Source organism: Clostridium puniceum (genome assembly GCF_002006345.1).
Lineage (GTDB): Bacteria > Bacillota > Clostridia > Clostridiales > Clostridiaceae > Clostridium > Clostridium puniceum.
This window is the reverse complement of the sequence record NZ_LZZM01000206.1, coordinates 15,234-36,822: the sequence shown is the minus strand read 5'-3', so window position 1 is coordinate 36,822 and position 21,589 is coordinate 15,234. Positions and strand designations below refer to the sequence as shown.

Here is a 21,589-nt window from a genome sequence, read left to right as displayed (position 1 = left end):
TTTGCGTCATAATAATAACTTATTACAACTATAGAAGGAGTGAAGGATAGGCTTACAGTAGCATTTCCCTCTGCGGTACCAGCGGCATATCCCCTTCCACCTAAACTTGCTGCTGTAGCACTTCCAATTAGTCCAAATATATTTTTACCATTTGTAATATTTGAAGCTATATAGTCAGCTGAATCATAATATACACCAGTTCCTCCTGCTGGGTCATAATATCCTCGTGGAATATACATATGTAATCTTCCACTTGCAGGCTGCACCTGCTGAGCATATTGCCATACACCATAATTATTAGGTATATTGCCAATAATCTTATTTCCATTTACGTAAGCGGATACACCAGATAATAATTGTGCTGCAGTAGCTAATGCATCGGATGTATCTACGACAGAAGCTTTTCCTTGAATACCAAACATACTTTTATTAGCTTTTATATTTTCACTTAATAAGTTTGGTTCTCCATGTACATACCCATTGCCATTATGATAGCCTTTTGTAATTATTTTATTTGTTGTACCTGGCATGATAATAGCTGCTCCATTGTCTACCATAGAGCCTACAATTGGTCCATTATTTCCTGTCGCTGTAATACCATTTAACATTTTATCAGCTGTTACGTTTCCACCACCTCCCTTACCCAATAATTGAAAATTTGAATTAACAGCATCGTATATAAGATTTGCTATTAAATCTTTTCGTACATTAGTAACTGGGTTTCCAAAGTAATCTACAACATTTTTATTACCCAAACCATTTGGGTTAACCGTTATAGCTCCTGTACTTGCTTCATTGAATTTAACTGTTAACGGATATCCATCACTAAGTATAGTTAATTCAGGAACCATCACTGAATAGTTATTTCCTGAATTAGTTGTAATGTACAAATTACCTTTAAAAATATTGCTTACAACGCTTTTTAATCTTTCATCTATACTCGAAAACGTGCTCTTTGCATTATTTATTTCTGTTCTTACACCTTCCCAATCCTCACTACTTACTAATGATTCACCCTCTACTTTATCAACTTTCTTCCCTAACAGATTTATTATTGTTGTAGCAAAGTTTGGATCATTACCTAATGCATCCGCAATCTCTTTAAAAGTATCAAGGGTCTCAGGTGCTGAATTTATTAAATCTGCTATTTTTTGCAGTACTTCTTCTTTAGTAAAAACAAGATCTTTATCAGCTTTATTAGTTTCGACATTAGCAACTTTATCATCAATTACATTTAATCTAATTCCCAAACTTGCTTCAGTACCTCTAGCGGTTTTAATTTCATTTCTAAAATCACTATCGCCTATATTACTGAACTTAGACAATTTAATAGATCCATTTTGTATTATCATGGCCAAATCATTTTCTTCAGGAATTACCGTTGGATAATTTCCAGGAAACCTGGTTCCTTCATTCATTTATCACACCTTCCTTTCAACTAAATATTTGCCCTCTTGATCTATTAATAATTTCCCATCTTGGTCCACTAAATAGTCAAAATGATTCGATTTGTTATCCAAGTTTATAGTTTCCGTTTTTATTTGTTGAACTGTGATTCTTGAATATCCACCCAAATCAATTTTTTCTGATTGGTCAAAATCCATGTTTATAACTTCTGTCTGGCACACCGATACAACTATTGCAGAATAAACATCAAAGGGAATTTTAGACCTTCCAATGTAATTAACTCTTACTCCTTCTGGCTTTGGAATAATATATTGATGTTGAATAAGTTCTTGCTGTATTGGATCAACGTAACCAGTTATATAAGCATTAAAACTCATGTCTTGATTATCTTCTAATTGCAGATCAAGATCATCATCCTGCCCAAAAATATTATCCCAAATATCATACATTTCTGGCACAGTTCCTCCCCAGTTATTCATAGCTATTTTAGTTTTAAAAACCAATCTAGACATTTCATCATCTAAAATAGGACTATATCCATTAACCGGTTGAAACGAAAGAATCCTACTTCTTCCTATGATAGTTCCTAATTTACCTAATTGGACACCTATTGCATTATCTAAGTCAAAATTGCTATCCATTTCTTTCATAAGCAAATAAGCACCATCTATAATTTCAAGGTTTTTACTAAGCCAGCTAATGAATTTAGGTTTATCTCTATGTTCAGAAGTTATGTTATCTAAGTATTTATCTATTGCCATAACATCCTCCTCTATACTACATTTGCAGTAATCTTATTTATATTCCCTCTGCAAACCTCATTATATTTTAAATTAATGTCACTAGCACCTTGAACTTCTCCTAGTCTAGCTGCAGTAATTGAAGTTATAGAAAACATAGGGTCCATTAAATTAGGCATAGCTTGCAGGGCCACACCCCATAAACTAGATATTGTCAATCCACTTCCTATTTCCATAGAGTTTAAGCAAGTTTGTAAATTTTCTTTTATAGAATTTGTAGTTGCCGTTGTATATCCATTTAAAGATTTAATATTTATGGTTAATTCTATATCAACATATACTGGCCTAAAAAATCTTATTGGAGTTACTTGATTTTTAGAATCTGTTACATTTATAATTATGTCACCGTTGGAAAAACAACCTATACCTTTATGAATAAAAATTGCATTTGCTATATCTTCATTCGCTCCACCTTCTACAACTGCTGTTATTGAGTGTGGTGGTAATCCTCTTGCATCAACTTGATTAGTATCATTTTCATATACTTTTGATCTTGTAACATCCTTTACTTGTGCTACAGCTCCGCTAGTTCCTTCTAGCATTGTCCTGCTAGGTTGCGCAGTACTTAAAGATTGTCTTTTTCTAAGCTTACTATCATCTTCAATATTTGCTCCTAGTTCTGCATTTGTTGAATTGTATACTCCGTTCCATCCATAAGTAGGATTAAATATATTAATTATATCTCCTGGGTTTGCAACAACAGGACCTGGTATTTGACACTTTGCTAACACCTCTATTTGTCCATCACTTGGAATTGTAACTAATGTGGGTAAATCCCATTTGAAACTACCTTTATCTAATACAATTCCATTTTTTATTACAGTATCCGCTACTCCTGTAATTACCACCAGAACAGTGCTATAACTTGCAGATTTTCTTTTTATACCATTTATTTTTACAATTCCATCTAAACCGCTTCCTATTGCTGTTGCGGGGCTTCTATTGTTATAAGACAATTGTATAGCCTGTAAAACGTCATACATATATTCAGAAAGTGTGGCTATTAATTGATAATCTTGACTGTCATTCCCTAAATAAATATCTTGGCCAAATATATTTTTAGCTTCATCCACAATTGAATCTCTTAAGTTAATATATGTATCAATATGAAGACCAGTTGCATCAATGTAAGGTGCAAAATACGCCATATAACTACCTCCTTCCTTTATAAAGTATTAGTTAACGAAATAGTTCCATACTTTGTATTGACTGTGCACTCAAATGAATATGATCTATTTTCAGAATCATAAGAACTTGAGAATTCTTCAATTCCAATTACATCCTGAGTCTCTATTATTCTTTCTTTGATTAATGAATCGGTTATAGTTAAATTGTTCTTTGCTCCTGGTTGTCCTAATATTTGCTGAAAAAGTGGTAGGCCATCCTCGACATCTTCCCACCACTCTCCTTGTAATAGTAAAAGTCTAGTTTGAATTGCTTGAGCAACTGCATATGAACCATATGTTAAATCTTGTTGACCTTTTCCAAATGAATAATCTCCATTTATATCTAATTTTCTGTATCTAATTAGAATCGCCTCCTAACTAATGTGGTCCTGAAGTTTCACCATGAACTCCACTATGAGTATGCGTGTCCCAAATTACCCCATTTAAAACTATCTTATCTGAATGTAAATTAATTTCATTATCTTTTAATTCAATATACGAAGTTCCTGAATTGTTTCTCAACTGGCATGAATTTGTAGAATAATTTGAAATTACATTAGGTTGTGAGTAAAGTCCTATTATTGCAATTGCATCTGAAAGATCATGTCTACGTTTTTCCATCTGGTTTTGTATTCCTCCATGAGTAAACCATGCATCCATACAAGAATCTAAAAATATAACTAAACATTCATCACCTGTCTTGATTGGCATAGTTAAACTGTACCTCCCACTTCTAGGTATAACAATCGGTACATCTAATAATAAAGGTACGTCCATCCATTCTTTAGAAAAGTCCTCTTTTGTAACATTTTCCCTCAATGCTGGCTTGACTGTTACGGTTTGTGTATGTGGATCAAAGTTTTGTATTATTCCAGGACATGCAACCCTCAAAACATTCTTCCAATTATCACCCATACCTCTATACATTTCATCTTCTGAACCAATAATCTCTGATACGTTTCTGCTCATATTTCACCTCTTTTAATTTGATACTGTGGCAATTGCACCACCTAACTGATCTATGGTTTCAAAATTTGAATACCATGATTCTCCTCTTGTATCACCTTCATAAACAATCTTAATAACTCTATATATTCCATCCTTATCAAGTGATCTAAATAATGTTTGAGATGCATTATCACCTTCTGTTGCATAGCTAGCAGAAGGAAGCGTTCCTTTATCTGCATCAACAAGACATTTAGGTCGGCCAAACGATGGATCTCCATATAAAGCATGATATGCAACTTGGTCAACTGGTGACTTTCCATCTTTACCTCTTGCTGCATAAACATATCCATCACCTGCATAAATAGCAACGTGATGACATGAATCTCCTGTGCCCCAAAAGACTAAATCTCCTGGTAATGCATCAGATTGTAAAATAAAATTTCCGCCTTCATTTGCAACTTGTTTGTATTGGGACCATGTTATATCTACTATAGAAAGTCCAGCAACTTCATAACATTGTTTTACAAAGCTAGAACAATCCCAATACGTTATACCATTAATAGTTTGTCCTCTATAATCCTGATTATATTCAACCTTAGGATCATCACATATTCTTCTTGCCTCTGCAATTATAGTATTTCTAGCATTATTTGTTACTGATGAACCATCTGCAGTACCTCCCTGTGGTGATGCATTTGAACCATTTATATCAATTCTTTTTGCTCTTACTGTACTATTATCTATATGAATAAGACTGTTTAACTTAATTTGTGGATTTAATAAACACCTTCCTGATATACCATAGTCGGTTTGTTCAGGAGTTCCTATTAATCCACTTGTAGGAGTTAGCTCTATTATTTCGCCTTCCGGAAGCTCATCTAAACTTATTAAATGCAATCTTCCATCATCCATGTAATATTGCAATTGGTTACTTTTAGCTATTTGTCTTAAATAATCGCTTGCTTTTCCAAAAAATACTTTCCCCCTGGTAAGTTTTTGACCGCTTAATTTCTCTGAAATACTTCCCATATCAATTGGATTTTCAGCTTTATTTGCTATGTGGTCAACTATACTTCTTGCGGTCTGCCCTTTCACTAAGGAAAAATTTGCAATATCAAAATTGATAGCTCTATCTGAATCTAAAGCTATTATTGTAAGCTTGAATGTTGTTCCATTTTCTCTTTCCCTAATAGTTTGCAATATATCTCCATCGAAAATTAATCCGAATTGTGTACCTTCATAGCCTGCTTCTACAGTTACTCTTTTACCATTCATCATGATTGAATTTTCTGTCTTAGCATTCAGATTATAAATTGTTATTTCACTTGAATTAGGCTCCATTTGTATAGTTTTAGTTATATTGAATGTACACCTCAAATCAGACACATCTAATCCGTCTCCATTGGAGTCACTAACTGTAATTCTATACCTTCTACCAAATAATACGTCACCTTTTTTCTGACTATCTGCAACAACTTGATAATTAGTAGCTTCGACAGTTATACTGTTTGAATTACTATTTGCACTGTCTGGACTTGGACTAGTTCCTGTATATTGACTAAAATATTTATTAGCAGCTTCTATTCTATTTTGCATCATCGGTACTCCTGCTCTTTCCCAACAAACGCAAAATGCTTCTGTTAATTCATCAATACTACCATTACCTTTTAAGAAATTATCTAGTTTAAAATTCCCTTTATTAATCCATTGTAAAGTCGCTCCACGTGAGGATGTATTTTCTCCGGTTAATTCACTCCAAAAGAAATCTAATTGATGCTGCAGGTCTGTTCCATAAGCTTCTAATTGTGTCCTTCTTTCATAAGACCATTGGAACAATCCAAAGCCTATTCTATTTCCTGCTTCGATTTGGGTTGGGTCGAAACTACTTTCTTGATAAATATTGCCCATTATAGCAGCTGCGCTTTTTTCCGGAAGTCCTTTATTTCTTAAATAACTCCATACTGTTTGTTCTATGCTCATAAAGTATCACCCCATAATAATAAAAAATCAGTTCCTAAGTTGTATTCATTGGGTTTATCACCAGCTAATGTGGCATCCACCTTTAAAATATAGGCTGAACCAATATTTAAATAACTGTATTGTTCTAAAAGATTAGATCCACAAACAAGATTTACAGAAACAATAAGGCTATCATTTTTAGAATCAAATATATCTAAAACCCAATACTTAGCCTCTGTATTAAATCTTAAGAAGAAATTAAACTTTATTTTCTTACCATCAACTGGTATTGTACTTGTGAATTTTTGATTTGGGCTTGTTGTTAGTGGTATTATAAACAATTTAATTCCTCCTATTTGAATATATCTTTAAGCATACTTGAAAGCATACTTTCATTAGCTTCTTGTGGCTTTTGGTCACCTTCGTTAGATGATTCTGATTTTTGCGGTCTTGCTGAAATTTTTACCGTAGTAACATTTACTACAAATATTTCTTTTAATACAACTGTAGCTTTCAATGCGTAAAGAGTTTTATTATCATCTGGAGCAGCTACAGTTTCTACAAGCATATTTTTATATGTCCCTAATCTTGTTATTGCATTAATAGGTATTCTATCGGATTGTAACTTTTTAAGAACCTTATAGGCATTTACGGATCTACTAGAAGACGTTCCGTTAAATGTGGCAACCGCTGTAGCCGATATATCTTTCATTACATCACTCATGCCTATTTCAAATGTGACTTTTTGAGCTTCCATATAGGCATGATCGCTAACATTAGCTCCTATTTGCACTGGGTGTTCTGTAATGGTTAAATTACTCTCATGATTTATGTTAAAAAAAGCATCAAAAACATAATTACCTTGTGCTGTTGAAAAATAAGTCGTTACTATTTCATCTGCCATTAGTTAAACACCCCCTGCATATTCCTGGTATGTAATCCATTCACTTTATTTGATACTACATTAGCCGTAGAATTAGCATCACTGCCACCATAAACATTAAATGTATTCTTAGTTTCAACTTTATTATTGCTATTTGAAGTTGTATTAACATTGCTATTAGACGTATTATTTGTGGCATAGCTAGAAGGTACAGTGTTAATTCTAGTATTATTACCGTATTCTTTTACTTTGCTTCCTATATTGGACAGCGCTTTTTTATCATTACTAAGTCCAAAAATACTTCCTATTACTGATTTTCCTCCTTCAAAAGCAGTCATTATATCATCTATCAATCCTAGGATTAAAATAAACGGTGAAGCTAACGCCATTACAACCTTACCAAAATTTTTAACCGATTCAGGAAGTTTATCAAACAATTTTATAATTGCAAAAATAGGTGATGTTAATTTAAATAAAACTCCTATAACCTTCCCTACTTCTAGTCCAACTCTTACTATCAATCCAATAATAGAACCTATAGTCTTGCCTATACCTGGCAAATTTTTAACTATCCAATCATTAATTTCATGAATAAATTGTTTTAATTCCGCCAATGGTTCAGCAGCATATTTAAGAATGTAATTACCGATCCATTGAAAAGCTAATTCTCCAAACTGTTTAAGTCTTTTGAATTCTAAAGTTATGCCTTGAATAACCTTAAGATTTTCTGTATATTCCTTAGGAAGTTTTAAGGCTGCCGAATCTTTTCTTAATTGAGTAAATTGTTTCATAAGCGTTGGACTCAGCCAAAGGTCTTGCATTGTTGCATCCATGGTTTTTAATGCCATATCTACTTCTTTGGCATTTTCCTTTGTGGTCCATAATTGCCTAGATAATTTTTCATATTCAATATCTTTCTGGGCCAGTTCAGAAAGATATTTTGTTAATCCTTTTACTGCAGTAACCGTAACCGCAACTGCAGCAACTACAGCTAACACTGACCCTACAGCCCCCATAGAAAATTTAGATAATGCACCTCCACCTTGAGTTTCTAATACTTTTGTTGCATCTTTGGCATCTAATATACTTTCAATTAGATTTTTAGATGTATCTAATAGTTCAGTATTTTTAGGCAATACAGATAATCCCTTATTTTCTTGATTATCTGCAGTTACTTTTTGATTATTGGATGTATTTTGGTGGGTGGCACTTTCAGTTTTTCTCTTCCTATTATTATCTTTTGTTTGTGGTTTTCTTTTTTGATTTGAAGCTTCTTTGTTCTTTTCAGGAACTTCCATTACTCCTAAATCTTTAAATAGTTTTTTTACTGTAGAAATATCTCCAGCTAAGTTCTTTAAAGGAGTTTGTAGTTCCGGAAACAGCTTGCCTATAACCGCACCCGATGAACCAAACAAAGAAAAAAGGTCTTTCATTGAATCAAATGACTCTGAAAAACCTTTTTTACTATTATCATTAAAGTTTTTAATTGTTCTATCTGCTGATTTTATAGACTGTTCTGCATTATTTAGCGAATTTAAATCTACATTAAATCCTATTCCAACTAAATACTCTTTTATAAGTTCTAAAGCCAATCTCTACACCTCCTTTCTAGCAGCTTCTTCAGCTCTACGTTTATTTTCAGAAGTAACCTTTAACATTTCGTGAATGTCTAATAAATCATCAAAATTATAAGTACCGTCCCATAGTTCATGTTGCTTCCAATGTCCAGATATAACCGGAGTCCAAAGAAAGGCATCTATATTTTCGAATTTTGCAGGATTGTAGTCGCCCTGTTGATTAAAGAACTCAACAGGCTTTCTTTGAAAAAACCAGTCACGTTAAATACTAAAGATTGTATTGTTAAATTCATTACTAAGCCTGTATCAAATTCAATATCTAATACACCCCACTTCCCATACTCATCTAAAACTTTTTGTGGCCCAGCAGGAAGTAACTCTTTTACTAACTGCAAACAATTATCTTGAACAAATCTAAAATCCTCTTCTGGCATTTTAAATAAAGTCTTTGTCATTTTAGCTATATTTAAATCATTTAACTTGATGTCTTTTAAATTACTTAAGTCTACATTTTCAAACAAAGGTGTTAATATACCCATTAGTTTAACTGACATATATGAGCCTGTTCTTGCATCTAATTTATTCAATCTAAACTTTCTACCATCCACTTCTATATCTTTATATAATATTGGTTTATCCATTAATTAATCATCTCCTATTCTAAGTTTGTGATATTTCTGCAGCCATAAGGTTCCATGTAATTTGTTGTCCTTGTGCTTGATATGGTCTATCAGCAAGTTTTTGTGGTGATACTCCTGTACAAACTGTGGAATCTCCTAAATTATCAGATTTAATAGTTATGTTCATCTTCGCCCACTCTGCAGCTGGAGCATTATCAACATAGTTATACCATTTCATAAAAAATTTATGGAGCTCAGATGTTTGTTGAAGTGTTATTGCAACACTTCCGTTTTTACCTGCAATTTTTGAAATCATAACATTACCATCTGATGCCGTATCATGTACGGTTTTTTCTTGTGTCATAGATGTAGTTATAGTTCCAACACCAGCACCAGTAGAAGATGCGGCTCCCACACTAGGGTGAGAAAATGAAGCTGTTACATCTTCAAAGCTATAAGTAGTATGCATTTATCTTCCTCCTATCTGTTTACATATACGCCTATAGAAACGTATTGAATTGCACCAGCTAATTTAGCTAAAATGTAAATTGGTGGTGACTTCCTGGCTTCTCTATCTTCTTGAGATTGGTCAGCTATTGACTCTGCTAATATCTTGTAACCTCGTGGTAATACATCTCCTGTATTGACTGTTAAAATACCACTAGTATTCCAAATACCAGAAGAAATAAATCCTGTCGATCTAGCTTTTTCTAATGGTGCTGTAATATAGTTAAGTAGTTTGTCCATACCATCATTAGTTTGGGGCACTTTAGGTTCTGATGCTAATCCATTTACTACTGCAGTTTGAATTCCGTTAGTTAACATATCTAAGTTTAGTAATTCATCGAAATATGTTCCATCTGCCATCTTTCCATCTTCAAATAAGTTATAAACAGAACCTCTATTTATATAAACATTACCATTAAGATTTTTTATTGCAGTAACTTCAGCAAGTGTTAATTTTTCTGCCGGAACTCCAACTTCTTTTTTATAAGCTAATGTATAAGCACTATTTGACGTTTGCTTATTTGCACCCATAGCATACCCCATAATTGCAACGACTGCATCATCTGTAGTTGAGTATTGCCCTAATGTTCTATGAATACTATTTTTCTTTAATTCATCCATTATGTTTCCATCTTCATTAGCTTTTACATCTGAATCATCAGCAGTATAGAAATACGCTGATTGTGGTTCTGCAGTTTCAATATAGTTTGCAACTGCTATAACATCTGCCTTTTCTACTCCACAAACTGAACATACATACCATTCTGTATTAGCTTCTCTGCATAATGCGACTGCTTGCGCTGCCGTTTCTGTTGAGTCTGCTGTTTTATCCCATCTTCCTATGGCTACTTTGTGTGGTCTAGGTGTTTGAGAAAAATATTTTTGTGCTGCTAAATATTCCGGTTCCTTTCCTGTCCATTTATCTGCAGTCATATCAGCTAATTTCTGATATATTTTTACTCTTGCAGTCGTAGCTATTACTTCTGAACTACCAATAATTAACCCTAAATTAAAATTAGTTCTAACAGAGCTAACAGGACCTACGGTAACACTAACATCTACAATATCATTAAGTGATAAAGTTGACATATATACATTCCTCCTATCTATTTGTTATTAACCTTACATCTCCACTTAAAATATAAGGCACTTTCTTTTCTCTTATCACTGCTTCATTAAAGGTTGCTGAAAAATCGGTTCTTTCCCACCATTGAGAATTATAAAGTTCTGGTAATCTCGTAGGCATTGGAACGTCAGTTATTAAGAAAAGATTCTTTTTCTTAAATTCAAGCATATAATCAAAATCAAATATTAGATGTCTGATTATATCTGCATTATCATAAGAATTAGGACCATACAAAAGCCAATCTATTTTATGAACTCTTGTATAGCCTGTTTTCTTATCTGCAATAGTATTATCATCTTTATTGGGATCATAAATTATATTTAATTGCCTGGCCAGCTTATCATCCACAGGAGTTATCCTTAAGAAAACAATATCTTGGTCAATTTTCCATCCCGGAGCTCCACCAGTCGGCCATGCTTTTCTTACTTTCCCCAAATTTTCTTCTTTAGTTGTGTCTATATTAAGCATTTTGCAAGTAATTTGAACAAAGAATTTCTCTATCTCTTTAAGTTTTAATACTTGATCTGCCATTAATCACTAGCCAACCTTTGTCCTATCGCACTAAAATATCCATAATCACTATAAGGATTAACTGAATATATCTTATATCTTTCTTCATGCCATAGTAATTCGTCAGCAGTTCCGGACTCATTAGGTGCGTTTCTAGATGTAAAAAGTTCTTTTACACAATGAATTGCTATTTCTCCTCCTACCCTATCACCTTCCGGAATAAATTCTATCTGTTTTGCACTTGCAATGCTTATTGTTCCTATCATTGGTATTTCAGTTTCTATTTGTTCAAAATCTCCATCCGCATTCCATTTACCAGTTTTTCTGTATACAGGGAATGTTTGTGCAAATCTTGGATCAGTTACTGCAGATGATAAATCAATCATTAAACATCACCATCCTTTACTACATAAGTAATTGATTTTCTAAGTTCTCCTTTATCTATTAATGGCTTGTCACTACCTTTTCTCTTAATAGTATCTTGAGAATTTGGCGCCCAATTATTGGATGGGTTTGTAAACCACTCTCTAGCAATATTTTGACCTTGCATTCCTACTTCATTTAAAGCTGGCGTTACATCTCCACCATTTAAGGCTACCTTTGCAGTATCTTTCATCAATTCGGCTACTTGGTCCTTTGAATTCTCTATTGCCGGTTCAAGTATTGGTCTAGGTGGGGAATTCCATAAAGGAGATCCATGTTCATGTACATATAACTCATGCGCCTTGCTATATGGCATCTTATCTACATCATGCTGCATTTCTTGTATCATACTTTTATTTCTTATACCATTTGTATGAATATACATTAATTCAGCATTTGATATATTATCTCTTTGTGTATCTTCTTCGCTTGGAACACCAACGCACACTGTTTTCTTAGCTAAATCTTTAAGAGAATTTACAATATCTTTCGTTAAATCCTTTGTTATAGCAACATTTGTAAAACCATTAATCATGATATCCCCTCCTTAACGTACGCACATTCCGCCTTTTCCCACGAACCTTCCTATGGTGGCTAATTGAGTTCCATAGGAAGTAGATAGCCAATTCGCCCAGCCATCAATTCCATTAGCTATAGTGCTATAATCCGTACTTACATGTACATCTCCAACACTTACAGAAGACTCCAGTCCTCTAGCTTGACCCGCTTTTATAACTGCTGCTGCTCCACCATTAGGATCTGCCATTCCTTGCACATATAAAGTAAGAAAATGTGCAATAAACCATCCCATAGCTATCTTCCATGAAGTATGCCACCTAGATTCTTTTATAGAAGCATCAGCTAAGTTTAGATACATTTGCATAATTATTTCTGGAACAATAAATTCTCCAGATATATTAGGGCCAAATTGTGGATATTGAATATAAAAATCCTTTAATTCATATTTGGGATTATCTCCAGCTTTTATATTTGAAGCCGATACCGCCACTTGATTCGCATATGTTTCTAAATCTGTATTATACATTTAAACACCTACTTTTTAGTTTCTGAATCTTTTCCTGTAATTTCATTCGCCGGATCAATTAATTCTCCCTTTTCTTCTAAATCTTTAGTTTCATCTTTACTTTTATCTTTAGATTTTGTTTTTGAAGCATTTTCTATAATTTCATTTGAAGTATTAAGCAAGTCTCTTTTCTCTTCTAAAGCTTTAATTTCATCCTTTAAAGCTTGTAGTTTTTCCTGATCTTTTAATACTTCCTCACTAGAAGCCGAATTCTCGAATGGTCTTAATGAACCATCTAAAATTGCAGCTTTATAATAAGCACTTTTTGCAACCCAATCAGGTAATTCACAAAACCCAATCTTTGTTCTACAAATTATTAAATTTCCTTTTTCGTCCTGATCTCCATTGTGAAATCCTAAAACCTTATCAGCTAATACTTTAATCATTTAATTCCCTCCTAAAAATAGCTAGAAGATAATAAAATCCTCTAGCTTATTGTTAAATTATTTATTTTGTTACGCTTAAATACCGTCTATGTAACCAGCACAACTATAATAAAGATACTTAACTTGTGAAAACTGACTTGCAAAAATTGTCTCATATGAACCACTGGTTGTGTTTGGAGCAGTCATAACCCTGCTTAGTGGCACTGGTAAATCTACGTTTACTCTATTTGGTGCTTTAACATATGCTACCATTCTTTGAGTTGAGCCAATACCGGCACCAGTACACCATCTGCAAGGAAAAATTTCTAAATTAATCCCTTGATTTGATGCTATATTATTTTCTAATAAGTAATTTAAAATACTTTGTGTTCCAGCAAGTGTTACAGGTGTATTAGCTATATAAGAATAGTTGGCCCAATCTATTAAAACTCTATTAGCCATACCACTCAAATCATATCCTGAATCTGTAACTGTGTTTGTTAATAGTTGATTAATATCATTCATAATCTCTACAGGTGTTTTTTTGCTCCATAAAGGAGAACCGGCAGCACCATTTACCGCACTTATAGCAACTATATTTGGATTATTAATTAATCCATAAGTACCTGTTTTACTAATTCCTACATATACGTTACGATCAATCATTTTACTGTGATTTAATCTAATACCATCATCGAGTATTTGGGATAAACTTTTACCAACTTGTTGTAGTTTAAGTTCATCAAATAAAGGCGCTCTTAATATCTCCGAAAATGTATGTACTTTAAATACATCTTTTGAAATATCAGCTTGTGATACTGGAATATTAGTAGTTTCACTTCCAATTATAGAATCTTCATCATCTCCAGTAGTTCTATAATCAACAAATACATTAGAAGTAATTGAAGTCCAACCACCTCCTGGTAACATATCTATATCTCTAGGCGCAGTCAATGAAGTTAAAGGTTCTAATAGTCTTTCATCTTGTTTTTCAAGTTCTCCTGTTAAAAATAATAAACCTCCACTTGCACCACTGTCCATACCCGGACCATAAATTGCACCAGGTGCTTGAGCCATTACAACCCCTCTTTGTCCTGAACTCATTATCGAGTCCATTGTTTGCTTCATAATTTCATTCATATCTTATATCCTCCTATTATGCATTAAGTTGAGTTAATAACACTATTTCTGTAATTCCTGATCCATCTTTTTTGCCTGTTGTCCATCTTGCATTAGTAAGTTGCATCGCAGTTCCACCTGATGGTGTAGGCGTTGCAACAAGTGATCCAATAGGTGATATAGTTCCTTCAACTGTAACTATATATACCAATCCATTAGCAGTCGGAGTTCCTTCAGTACAGAGCACAGTTGCAGTTCCTTGTTGTAAAACATCACATGGTGTATTAGGTTCAAACTGACCAGAACCTACATTAGGTCCAAAGCCATAAGTCATAGACTGTTTAACTTCCGATACTGCAATTCCTCCGAAATTAGCAACTGTTGCCTCACTTACGTCTGTTCCGCTTGCACCAAATAAAGAATACGTATTATCAGCATTAGTTACAACACAAGCACCGAAAGGTATTGATGGTTGTGTTTCTAGTCCACCGCCATTTAAAATTGATTTAACAGATCGAGCGTTTATTTTGTTTGAAGGATTACGAGACACTTTACCCGCATATCCTAAGTTTAATGATTTTTGTATAACTGATCCTGGCATAAAATTTTCCTCCTTTTATTCACCTAAAATTATTTATTGTTTTTCATTTTTTCTCCGGCAGCATTCCAAGCCTTACAGCTTTTTTCTGCTGCTTCAGTTGTAGTAAGTCTTTGATGAGCAGCTGCATCCATTGCAGACTTTTTATGATTTGACATATTACTTAAAATACCTGCATATCCATTTACGTTACAAGCTCTAGCATCTTTTACTGTAGATCTAAACTTTTTAGCTGCTTCAGTTCTTGTTTTTTCATCTGGGATCGCCATTATAATAGGCTTCATATCTTGTACAAATTTCTTTAAAGCTGCATCGGCTGCCTTACCTTTTTCTACTGGTTCTTTTTCCTCTTCCTTTTCTTCAGGTTCTTCATCTTTTACTTCTTCTTTTCCATCGAGATCTTCTTCTATAGAATCCATTATAGCTTCAGCATCATCGGCAACTTTCTTTTCACCTACCTTTAATGACTTAACCTCTTCAATTAATGCTTGAGCCCACGCTGGAATTGTTTCATCATCCTTGGCTTCTTCTTTTGGGTCATCATCTTTAACTTCCTTTTTCTCAGGTTCTTCATCCTTTACTTCCTTTTTTTCCTCCTCTTCATTAAATGCATCCATTGCCTTTGCAATATCTTCTGGCTCTGCATCTTGTGCATAGCTTTTTAGCCCCATTGCTGCTAAAACTTGTTTTGTTATCTTTCCCATATATTTTTTACCTCCTAGTATTTGTTTTATTTCCGGTTTAGAATCTTGTATTGCTACCTTGCTACCAGCCCTACCGTTTGGTACAACTGCTACATGATTGCCTATTATATTTCTTTGCTCATACTTACCATCACCAATCTTATGCCAGTAACAATCATAGCCAGAAGAAACCTCTCTTTTTAGATTGTTTTGAATTTCAGATATAAGACCAGCATCTTTTACAATTAAATCAGCAACAAGAAAATCACCATCACGCCTTATATTTTGAGCATGGCCACGTTCAATCATTGCAGTAGTATTAATATCAAGATTTGAAGTTGGATGTGTATTAGTTACTGATTTACCTTCAAAACTTGCAATTGTGGCATCACTAAATAATTCCTCTGGACTTCTATAAACCTTACATAAACTACCATAAGGTTCATTAAAATCAGATGGTAGCTCTTGGCCATAATAATCCATCCAGCCTATTCGACCAATTGGAACATTTAAGCATGTCAAATAACCTTCTGGAGTTACTGACATATTGTCGCTTATTTTATTTCCATAATAACTTAATTTCACTCTATCACCTCCTTTCAAGGAATTTTGCGCATAAAAATAAGCCTTATTTCTAAGACTTATTTATTCATAATATTTATATATTTTTCATAGTCCATTAATACTGATGCATATATCCAATATACTGCAATACATATATTTATCACTGGTAAAAAACTTATGACTATAGCCATTATAAGACCAAACCATTTTTCTTCGTTCTTTTTTAGAGTTATTTTATTTTTGTTAACAAAATATCTAATACAGAATATCATTAATGATAAATAGAACAATCCTATTGATATCAAATAGAAATTAAGCATAACATAGTTTCCCTCCTTATTAATAATATTAACTTTTAATGTAATTCTTTTTTATTTTAAGCATAAAAATAACACCTATATTTATAGATGCTTGCCAGTAATTTATTTCGTAAAAATTTGATTTAGCGAAATAAATATTCATATTTCATCAAATTTCAAGGTGTTTAGGCGTTTATTTTAGTATTTTTATGCATTTATTAATGTTTTATTGCATATTTATTCTAAGCATTTGTGAATATTATTCACTTTTTTTAGTTTCTTTGATTTCTTCAAATTGATAACTAATAAATTCATTTAAATTCACTGCACCCAAAGTACCAAAATGCATTATATTTTTTCTAACATATATGTCTGTATCTTTAATTTTTCTAAAACATAAACTCCCTCTAGTTGTTTCTACCCATAGTTCTGTTTTAACATCCTCTTTTAAATATGAATTTTTTATTTCTTCATTTTCTATTTTTTGTTTTATTATTTTTCTAACTATTTTTTCTCTAACTACTCTATTATTAGATAAATTTATTTCGATAAAAGATGAAACTCCTAATTCTCTCATCGGTATTTCTATGTTGTCTAGCACATTTTTATAAATATAAATATAAGAAACGCTTGAGCTTGCTACATTAAAAAATGTCCTTTCTATTTTCAACTCATCCCAATCAACCGAAGGATTAAACATAATTAGTTTTTGCCAGTAATCAGAAGTAATTTCCTCATTTATTTTCTTTTCTAATTCTAAATCTTTCATCGTAATCTCTCCTTACATAATTTCTTCAAATTGCTTTTTAGTCATAGTTACTATTTTATTTTTGTAATATACTTTATGTGGCCATGTTATAAAATTCAACCTTATAACTGGTTCCGAATAGCATCTGCAATTTGGGCAGTCACCTGCATGATATTTCCCTAACTTTGATTTAACACCAGCCAACTTTTCCGGTGAAGGTGGATCGTTCCAGAATATTATTACATCATCCATAATATCATGTGAACTTCTAACACGTTGGTCCTTACTTGTCCTCCATATATAAATTGGTAATCCTAAACTATCACATCTAGCTTTTGTTAGTGCTGTAGAAGTTTTTGAAACTTCTGTCCTAGCAATTACTTTAGCTTTTGATTCATACATATGAGGAAATCTATTTAGTAAGTCTTCAGCTATATTTTCCGACCTTCTACCTTTCAACGTCTCTTCCTTAACAAAGTTTGTTATTTGTGGCCTTATAGATGTAGGCATACTCTTTATTAATTTTGCATTTCTTTTAATTTGCTCATTTATAGATTTTCCTACAGGTCCATTTAATTCATTCTTAAGAGCTTCATATATTCCTTTACCTTTTGAATTTACTCTTGCTGCTTGCCTCCATGTTTTACCTGAATCCGAGAACAAACTTGTTACCATCTTCAGTGCTGCTCTTTCAGCATATTCATTAAACTCTTTACTCTTTGTAAATTTCTTAATGGTTTTTAATATACTCTTTAAGTCTGTCAATCCAGTTAGTTTCTTCTCTAGCTCCTTGGTGATCTGTCGCAAAGCTTTCTTGTACATTACTTCTATTCTTCGCTTTGGTTCCCATAAATCCTTGGCTGTATTCTTCTTCGGTATCATACTGCATATCATCTCCTATTGGCATATCTCCCATTGGATTTGTGCTATCGTCAGCATTAGCAATATCTTCATCAGTTATATTAGTAAACATATTAGTCGTATAACTAATTTCGTGAAGTTCTGACATAGCTGTCTTTTGACTAATTATTCCACTATCATAAACATCTTTTATTGCACTAACTTTTTTACTTACCACTTCAGCCATTTCACTATCAGATGGTGTTTTAATGGGGTTAAATTTAACACCTAAATCATCCGGAACTTTTCCAAATTCACTCATAAACATGACTGGTAATAGTTTGTTTATCTTAGGTTCCAATACCGATTCTTGTTGTTTTCCTATCATGTCATAATACATATTTTCATCTGATTCGCCTGTTGCGTTCATTCCTGCAGGTGCACGACCAAATAACCTGGTAACTGGTATATCACATGCACCAGCAACATCTAACATAAATGATTCATATATATCATTAAGACCTGCAAAGGTATAATTTAAAGCTGATACTTCATCTTCTTCTCCAATTAGCATCATTGCACTACTACTTCGCAATTGGTTTTGTGCTGTTTTTACATTATAAAAATCTTGTTGCGTATAAACATCTGTTATAGCCATCATTTGGTCAAGTCCTTTAACTTTATTTACTAAAACATTTGCTTGAAATACTAAAGCCGCTATATTCCAACTTGTATTATCTCTCTTGGCCAATTCATCATATACATGTTCTAATTCACTCGTTCCCCAATGCATTTCTGTTTGATCTTCCCAAAACGGAAGCTTTCTGCCTATAAATCGTAACACTCTCGAATGATGTACTTTTTGTTTTATTTCGCCATTAATATCTTTAATTTCATAAAAATCCGGAAGACCAAAGTCTGGATCATTTATATCTGTTATTAACTCAATACCTGGATATATACCACTCCATCTATCCAATACCATTAATCCCTTAAATGAATTAGGCATTATATCGTCTATGTTCAAAGGCTCGTCTAGTATATCCTCATGCCCCTCTATAAGCATTATTGCACCAGCACCACCATACAACCTTCCCCAGGTTAAACTTTCAACTATTTTTTCTTTTACAAGTGTTCTTTGTTCAAGCTTATCAAATCTATCCTGTTGTTCAGGTGTCAGTTCTGCAGATATAGAAAACCAATTTTTACACATATCTTCTGGAATAGTATTTATTATTTTTTTAGCTATCCACGAATTACGATATAAACTGTTCATTAGGTTATAGTTCTGAGTCATACGTCGTATTGGATATTGAGTACCTTCTAGTAATGAATTAGAACCTATCCCTAACCTTGCTAAAGGGTTTTGAAAACTGTCTTGTGCTTGTTTTCTTGGAGGATCAGAAGTTGTTCCTGAATTCCTATTGTTTGCTTTATTTTTATATCTTTTATTCTTACTCAATCTAATAAACCTCCTTTCTTGCGTAAAAAAGAGCACTTAATGTTAAGCACTCTTATCCTTCTATAATTACTTTTAAATATTTATCTAACGTTGGCCTTGATATATTACACATCTTTGCATAATCCGTTTTACTAATAGTTCCATTATCATATATATCATATAAATCTTTTACTTTCTGAGGTATCTTTTTGATTGTTAATTGTGGTCTTCCTACAATTTTACCTTTGGCTCTTGCATTGGCAACTCCACTTTTAACACGTTGACTTATCATATTTCTTTCTATTTCTGAAAATACCCCCATCATCTTTAGCATTCCTTCTGTCATTGGATCTAGTTCTTTTGTACAATCAACTATAAAATTCCCAAATATAAGTTTTAGATGCTTATTCTTTGCAAATTCTATAATTTCACATAGCTGCTTTGTACTTCTCGTAATTCTTGAAACTTCTGTTGCAACTATTGTATCTCCTTCTTTAACTATATCTAATAATCTTTGTAGTTGAACTCTATTGATCTTAGTACCACTTTCATATTCTTTATATATGTTCTTTTTATCTATAACTCCTAAGGCTTTCAAGTCTCTTTCTTGCCTGCCTATATCTTGCTTAGTTTCATTTGTACTACATCTACAATAACCATATACATTATCCATTTTAAGTCGCCCCTTTATTTTTGTAAACTTTATTCTTTATACATGCTTTTCTTTACATTTATTATAAACTCTTTCGTTTTACTTGTAAACAAAAACATTGTAAATAAAATTATTTATATTTATCACCTTTTTTAGCGATTTAAAAGCTATAAATTTTGCATATGTAAATGTAAGTCTTAACAAATGTTTTTCTTTACACATTAGTTATTAATGCTTATTGTAATTCTGCAAGGTGCATATATAAGTCTGGATTTCATAAACTTGTATAGTTCACTTTGTGTATCCACATCAAAAGTATATGTTATTGAACTTACAATAGCTCCTGCATAATTAAGATAATTAAAATCCGGTGTATCTATAACAACTTCCATCATAGATCTCCTTTCTATTAATTTTAAACGCCATCATAATATCTTATAGAATTAGTATCATAAAATTTAACCTGCTCAATTAATGCAACATAACTACTTAAAAACTCTTTTTCCTTTTTATTCTCCTGCGTTAGTGCTCTAATAAGCTTTTGTGGAATACTTATAGAAATTGCATTTTTTATATAAGCAACCATTCTGTCCTCACCATTTGTAGCTATTTCAATGCAATATTTACATGGATTTATATTAAGTTCAATGTTTTCCCTTTTGGCAACATTGCTCTCCAATATATATGTTAATATATTGTTTTCCCCTATTGTTTTATTAATAATGTATTCATATTGTTCGGTAGGTAATAAAACACATATTTCTATATTATTTCTATCAATCTTAGTATTTTTTAATAAATCAATTATGGCTTCATTTATATCTTTTAAAATACTCTCCCCATCTTTTGATTTCCAACTAGTAATATTTTTCTTTTTAACCGATGGATTGTTAGTTAATCCGTAAACTTTTTCCTCTTCAATTCCTCGGTAAACTATTTTATCAAGTGCTTTATCGTAGTTATATTTTATACCTGAATCAACAATCCCACCCAATGATTTTAAAACACTTATTCTGCTTTCACTTGAAGGTATTCTCAAGATATTAGTCCATGGATAATTTTTATAAATTTCTTTATTTACATTTGTCCCTTTTTTAGCTTCAGCAAATCCGCCCCCATATATAACATTTATATCTCTTTTCCATGTTGAAGAAAAAGAAAACTCATTTAATTTTGAATCTATTTTTTCTAGCTCTTTTACCAATTGTTCTAAAGTAACCTTTTCGCTGTTCAATGTTATCACTTGATTCTCTATAAATTCCATTTTGTA

General features: G+C 32.6%; 27 protein-coding genes and 1 pseudogene. All 28 read right to left on the bottom strand.

Annotated elements, in window-relative coordinates; all coding sequences use genetic code 11:
* Window positions 1-1,418 (bottom strand): annotated as a pseudogene (locus CLPUN_RS21070) (hypothetical protein); the annotation flags it as partial.
* Window positions 1,419-1,421: 3 nt separating this feature from the next.
* Window positions 1,422-2,168, bottom strand: coding sequence for a baseplate wedge 1 family protein (locus CLPUN_RS21065; RefSeq protein WP_077849191.1), 747 nt, complete (start codon window positions 2,166-2,168; stop codon window positions 1,422-1,424).
* Between the two features lie 11 nt (window positions 2,169-2,179).
* Window positions 2,180-3,355 carry a baseplate J/gp47 family protein gene (locus CLPUN_RS21060; RefSeq protein ID WP_077849190.1) on the bottom strand — a complete coding sequence of 392 codons (1,176 nt, stop codon included), beginning with the start codon at window positions 3,353-3,355 and terminating at the stop codon, window positions 2,180-2,182.
* Between the two features lie 17 nt (window positions 3,356-3,372).
* The gene (locus CLPUN_RS29840; protein WP_077849196.1) at window positions 3,373-3,735 is read right to left on the bottom strand and encodes a contractile injection system sheath initiator; all 363 of its coding nucleotides are present in this window, start codon (window positions 3,733-3,735) and stop codon (window positions 3,373-3,375) included.
* Between the two features lie 16 nt (window positions 3,736-3,751).
* Window positions 3,752-4,342: a Gp138 family membrane-puncturing spike protein gene (locus CLPUN_RS21050; RefSeq protein ID WP_077849189.1), complete on the bottom strand. Its 591-nt coding sequence runs from the start codon at window positions 4,340-4,342 to the stop codon at window positions 3,752-3,754.
* 12 nt (window positions 4,343-4,354) lie between these two features.
* Entirely contained in the window at window positions 4,355-6,301 is a 1,947-nt protein-coding gene (locus CLPUN_RS21045; protein ID WP_158078813.1) for a phage protein, read from the bottom strand.
* The gene (locus tag CLPUN_RS21040; protein ID WP_077849188.1) at window positions 6,298-6,621 is read right to left on the bottom strand and encodes a phage baseplate plug family protein; all 324 of its coding nucleotides are present in this window, start codon (window positions 6,619-6,621) and stop codon (window positions 6,298-6,300) included. The genes CLPUN_RS21045 and CLPUN_RS21040 overlap by 4 nt, the downstream gene beginning before the upstream one ends.
* A gap of 11 nt (window positions 6,622-6,632) precedes the next feature.
* Entirely contained in the window at window positions 6,633-7,184 is a 552-nt protein-coding gene (locus tag CLPUN_RS21035) for a phage baseplate protein (RefSeq protein ID WP_077849187.1), read from the bottom strand.
* Entirely contained in the window at window positions 7,184-8,755 is a 1,572-nt protein-coding gene (locus CLPUN_RS21030; RefSeq protein ID WP_077849186.1) for a hypothetical protein, read from the bottom strand. The genes CLPUN_RS21035 and CLPUN_RS21030 overlap by 1 nt, the downstream gene beginning before the upstream one ends.
* 3 nt (window positions 8,756-8,758) lie before the next feature.
* Window positions 8,759-8,896, bottom strand: a complete 138-nt coding sequence (locus tag CLPUN_RS29730; protein WP_423237320.1) for a DUF6889 family protein — start codon at window positions 8,894-8,896, stop codon at window positions 8,759-8,761.
* A gap of 23 nt (window positions 8,897-8,919) precedes the next feature.
* A complete protein-coding gene (locus CLPUN_RS21025) occupies window positions 8,920-9,381 on the bottom strand; it encodes a phage tail assembly chaperone (RefSeq protein ID WP_077849185.1) in 462 nt (153 codons plus the stop codon).
* A gap of 19 nt (window positions 9,382-9,400) precedes the next feature.
* Window positions 9,401-9,829, bottom strand: a complete 429-nt coding sequence (locus CLPUN_RS21020) for a tail tube family protein (protein ID WP_077849184.1) — start codon at window positions 9,827-9,829, stop codon at window positions 9,401-9,403.
* An 11-nt stretch (window positions 9,830-9,840) separates the two neighbouring features.
* Window positions 9,841-10,956 (bottom strand): DUF3383 family protein, encoded by a 1,116-nt coding sequence (locus tag CLPUN_RS21015; RefSeq protein ID WP_077849183.1) that lies wholly within the window; start codon window positions 10,954-10,956, stop codon window positions 9,841-9,843.
* Window positions 10,957-10,969: 13 nt separating this feature from the next.
* A complete protein-coding gene (locus CLPUN_RS21010; protein WP_077849182.1) occupies window positions 10,970-11,524 on the bottom strand; it encodes a phage neck terminator protein in 555 nt (184 codons plus the stop codon).
* Window positions 11,524-11,889 carry a hypothetical protein gene (locus CLPUN_RS21005; RefSeq protein WP_077849181.1) on the bottom strand — a complete coding sequence of 122 codons (366 nt, stop codon included), beginning with the start codon at window positions 11,887-11,889 and terminating at the stop codon, window positions 11,524-11,526. The genes CLPUN_RS21010 and CLPUN_RS21005 overlap by 1 nt, the downstream gene beginning before the upstream one ends.
* Window positions 11,889-12,461 carry a phage virion morphogenesis protein gene (locus tag CLPUN_RS21000; RefSeq protein ID WP_077849180.1) on the bottom strand — a complete coding sequence of 191 codons (573 nt, stop codon included), beginning with the start codon at window positions 12,459-12,461 and terminating at the stop codon, window positions 11,889-11,891. Before CLPUN_RS21000 ends, CLPUN_RS21005 begins: the two co-directional genes overlap by 1 nt.
* Before the next feature lie 12 nt (window positions 12,462-12,473).
* On the bottom strand, window positions 12,474-12,971 hold the full coding sequence (locus tag CLPUN_RS20995; RefSeq protein ID WP_077849179.1) for a DUF4054 domain-containing protein: 498 nt from the start codon (window positions 12,969-12,971) through the stop codon (window positions 12,474-12,476).
* Window positions 12,972-12,979: 8 nt separating this feature from the next.
* Window positions 12,980-13,396, bottom strand: a complete 417-nt coding sequence (locus CLPUN_RS20990; protein WP_077849178.1) for a hypothetical protein — start codon at window positions 13,394-13,396, stop codon at window positions 12,980-12,982.
* Between the two features lie 75 nt (window positions 13,397-13,471).
* Window positions 13,472-14,515 carry a DUF2184 domain-containing protein gene (locus CLPUN_RS20985; protein ID WP_077849177.1) on the bottom strand — a complete coding sequence of 348 codons (1,044 nt, stop codon included), beginning with the start codon at window positions 14,513-14,515 and terminating at the stop codon, window positions 13,472-13,474.
* Between the two features lie 16 nt (window positions 14,516-14,531).
* On the bottom strand, window positions 14,532-15,095 hold the full coding sequence (locus CLPUN_RS20980) for a structural cement protein Gp24 (protein WP_077849176.1): 564 nt from the start codon (window positions 15,093-15,095) through the stop codon (window positions 14,532-14,534).
* A gap of 29 nt (window positions 15,096-15,124) precedes the next feature.
* Window positions 15,125-16,360, bottom strand: coding sequence for a DUF2213 domain-containing protein (locus CLPUN_RS20975; RefSeq protein ID WP_077849175.1), 1,236 nt, complete (start codon window positions 16,358-16,360; stop codon window positions 15,125-15,127).
* A gap of 56 nt (window positions 16,361-16,416) precedes the next feature.
* A complete protein-coding gene (locus CLPUN_RS20970; protein WP_077849174.1) occupies window positions 16,417-16,659 on the bottom strand; it encodes a hypothetical protein in 243 nt (80 codons plus the stop codon).
* A 238-nt stretch (window positions 16,660-16,897) separates the two neighbouring features.
* Window positions 16,898-17,407, bottom strand: a complete 510-nt coding sequence (locus CLPUN_RS20965; protein WP_077849173.1) for a hypothetical protein — start codon at window positions 17,405-17,407, stop codon at window positions 16,898-16,900.
* A gap of 12 nt (window positions 17,408-17,419) precedes the next feature.
* Window positions 17,420-18,151, bottom strand: a complete 732-nt coding sequence (locus tag CLPUN_RS20960) for a phage head morphogenesis protein (RefSeq protein WP_242954215.1) — start codon at window positions 18,149-18,151, stop codon at window positions 17,420-17,422.
* The gene (locus CLPUN_RS28895; RefSeq protein WP_077849171.1) at window positions 18,117-19,688 is read right to left on the bottom strand and encodes a phage portal protein; all 1,572 of its coding nucleotides are present in this window, start codon (window positions 19,686-19,688) and stop codon (window positions 18,117-18,119) included. The genes CLPUN_RS20960 and CLPUN_RS28895 overlap by 35 nt, the downstream gene beginning before the upstream one ends.
* 52 nt (window positions 19,689-19,740) lie before the next feature.
* Entirely contained in the window at window positions 19,741-20,340 is a 600-nt protein-coding gene (locus CLPUN_RS20950; RefSeq protein WP_077849170.1) for a recombinase family protein, read from the bottom strand.
* Between the two features lie 200 nt (window positions 20,341-20,540).
* Window positions 20,541-20,711 (bottom strand): hypothetical protein, encoded by a 171-nt coding sequence (locus CLPUN_RS27795; RefSeq protein ID WP_158078812.1) that lies wholly within the window; start codon window positions 20,709-20,711, stop codon window positions 20,541-20,543.
* A gap of 23 nt (window positions 20,712-20,734) precedes the next feature.
* The gene (locus CLPUN_RS20945; RefSeq protein WP_077849169.1) at window positions 20,735-21,583 is read right to left on the bottom strand and encodes a major capsid family protein; all 849 of its coding nucleotides are present in this window, start codon (window positions 21,581-21,583) and stop codon (window positions 20,735-20,737) included.
* Window positions 21,584-21,589: the final 6 nt, after the last annotated feature.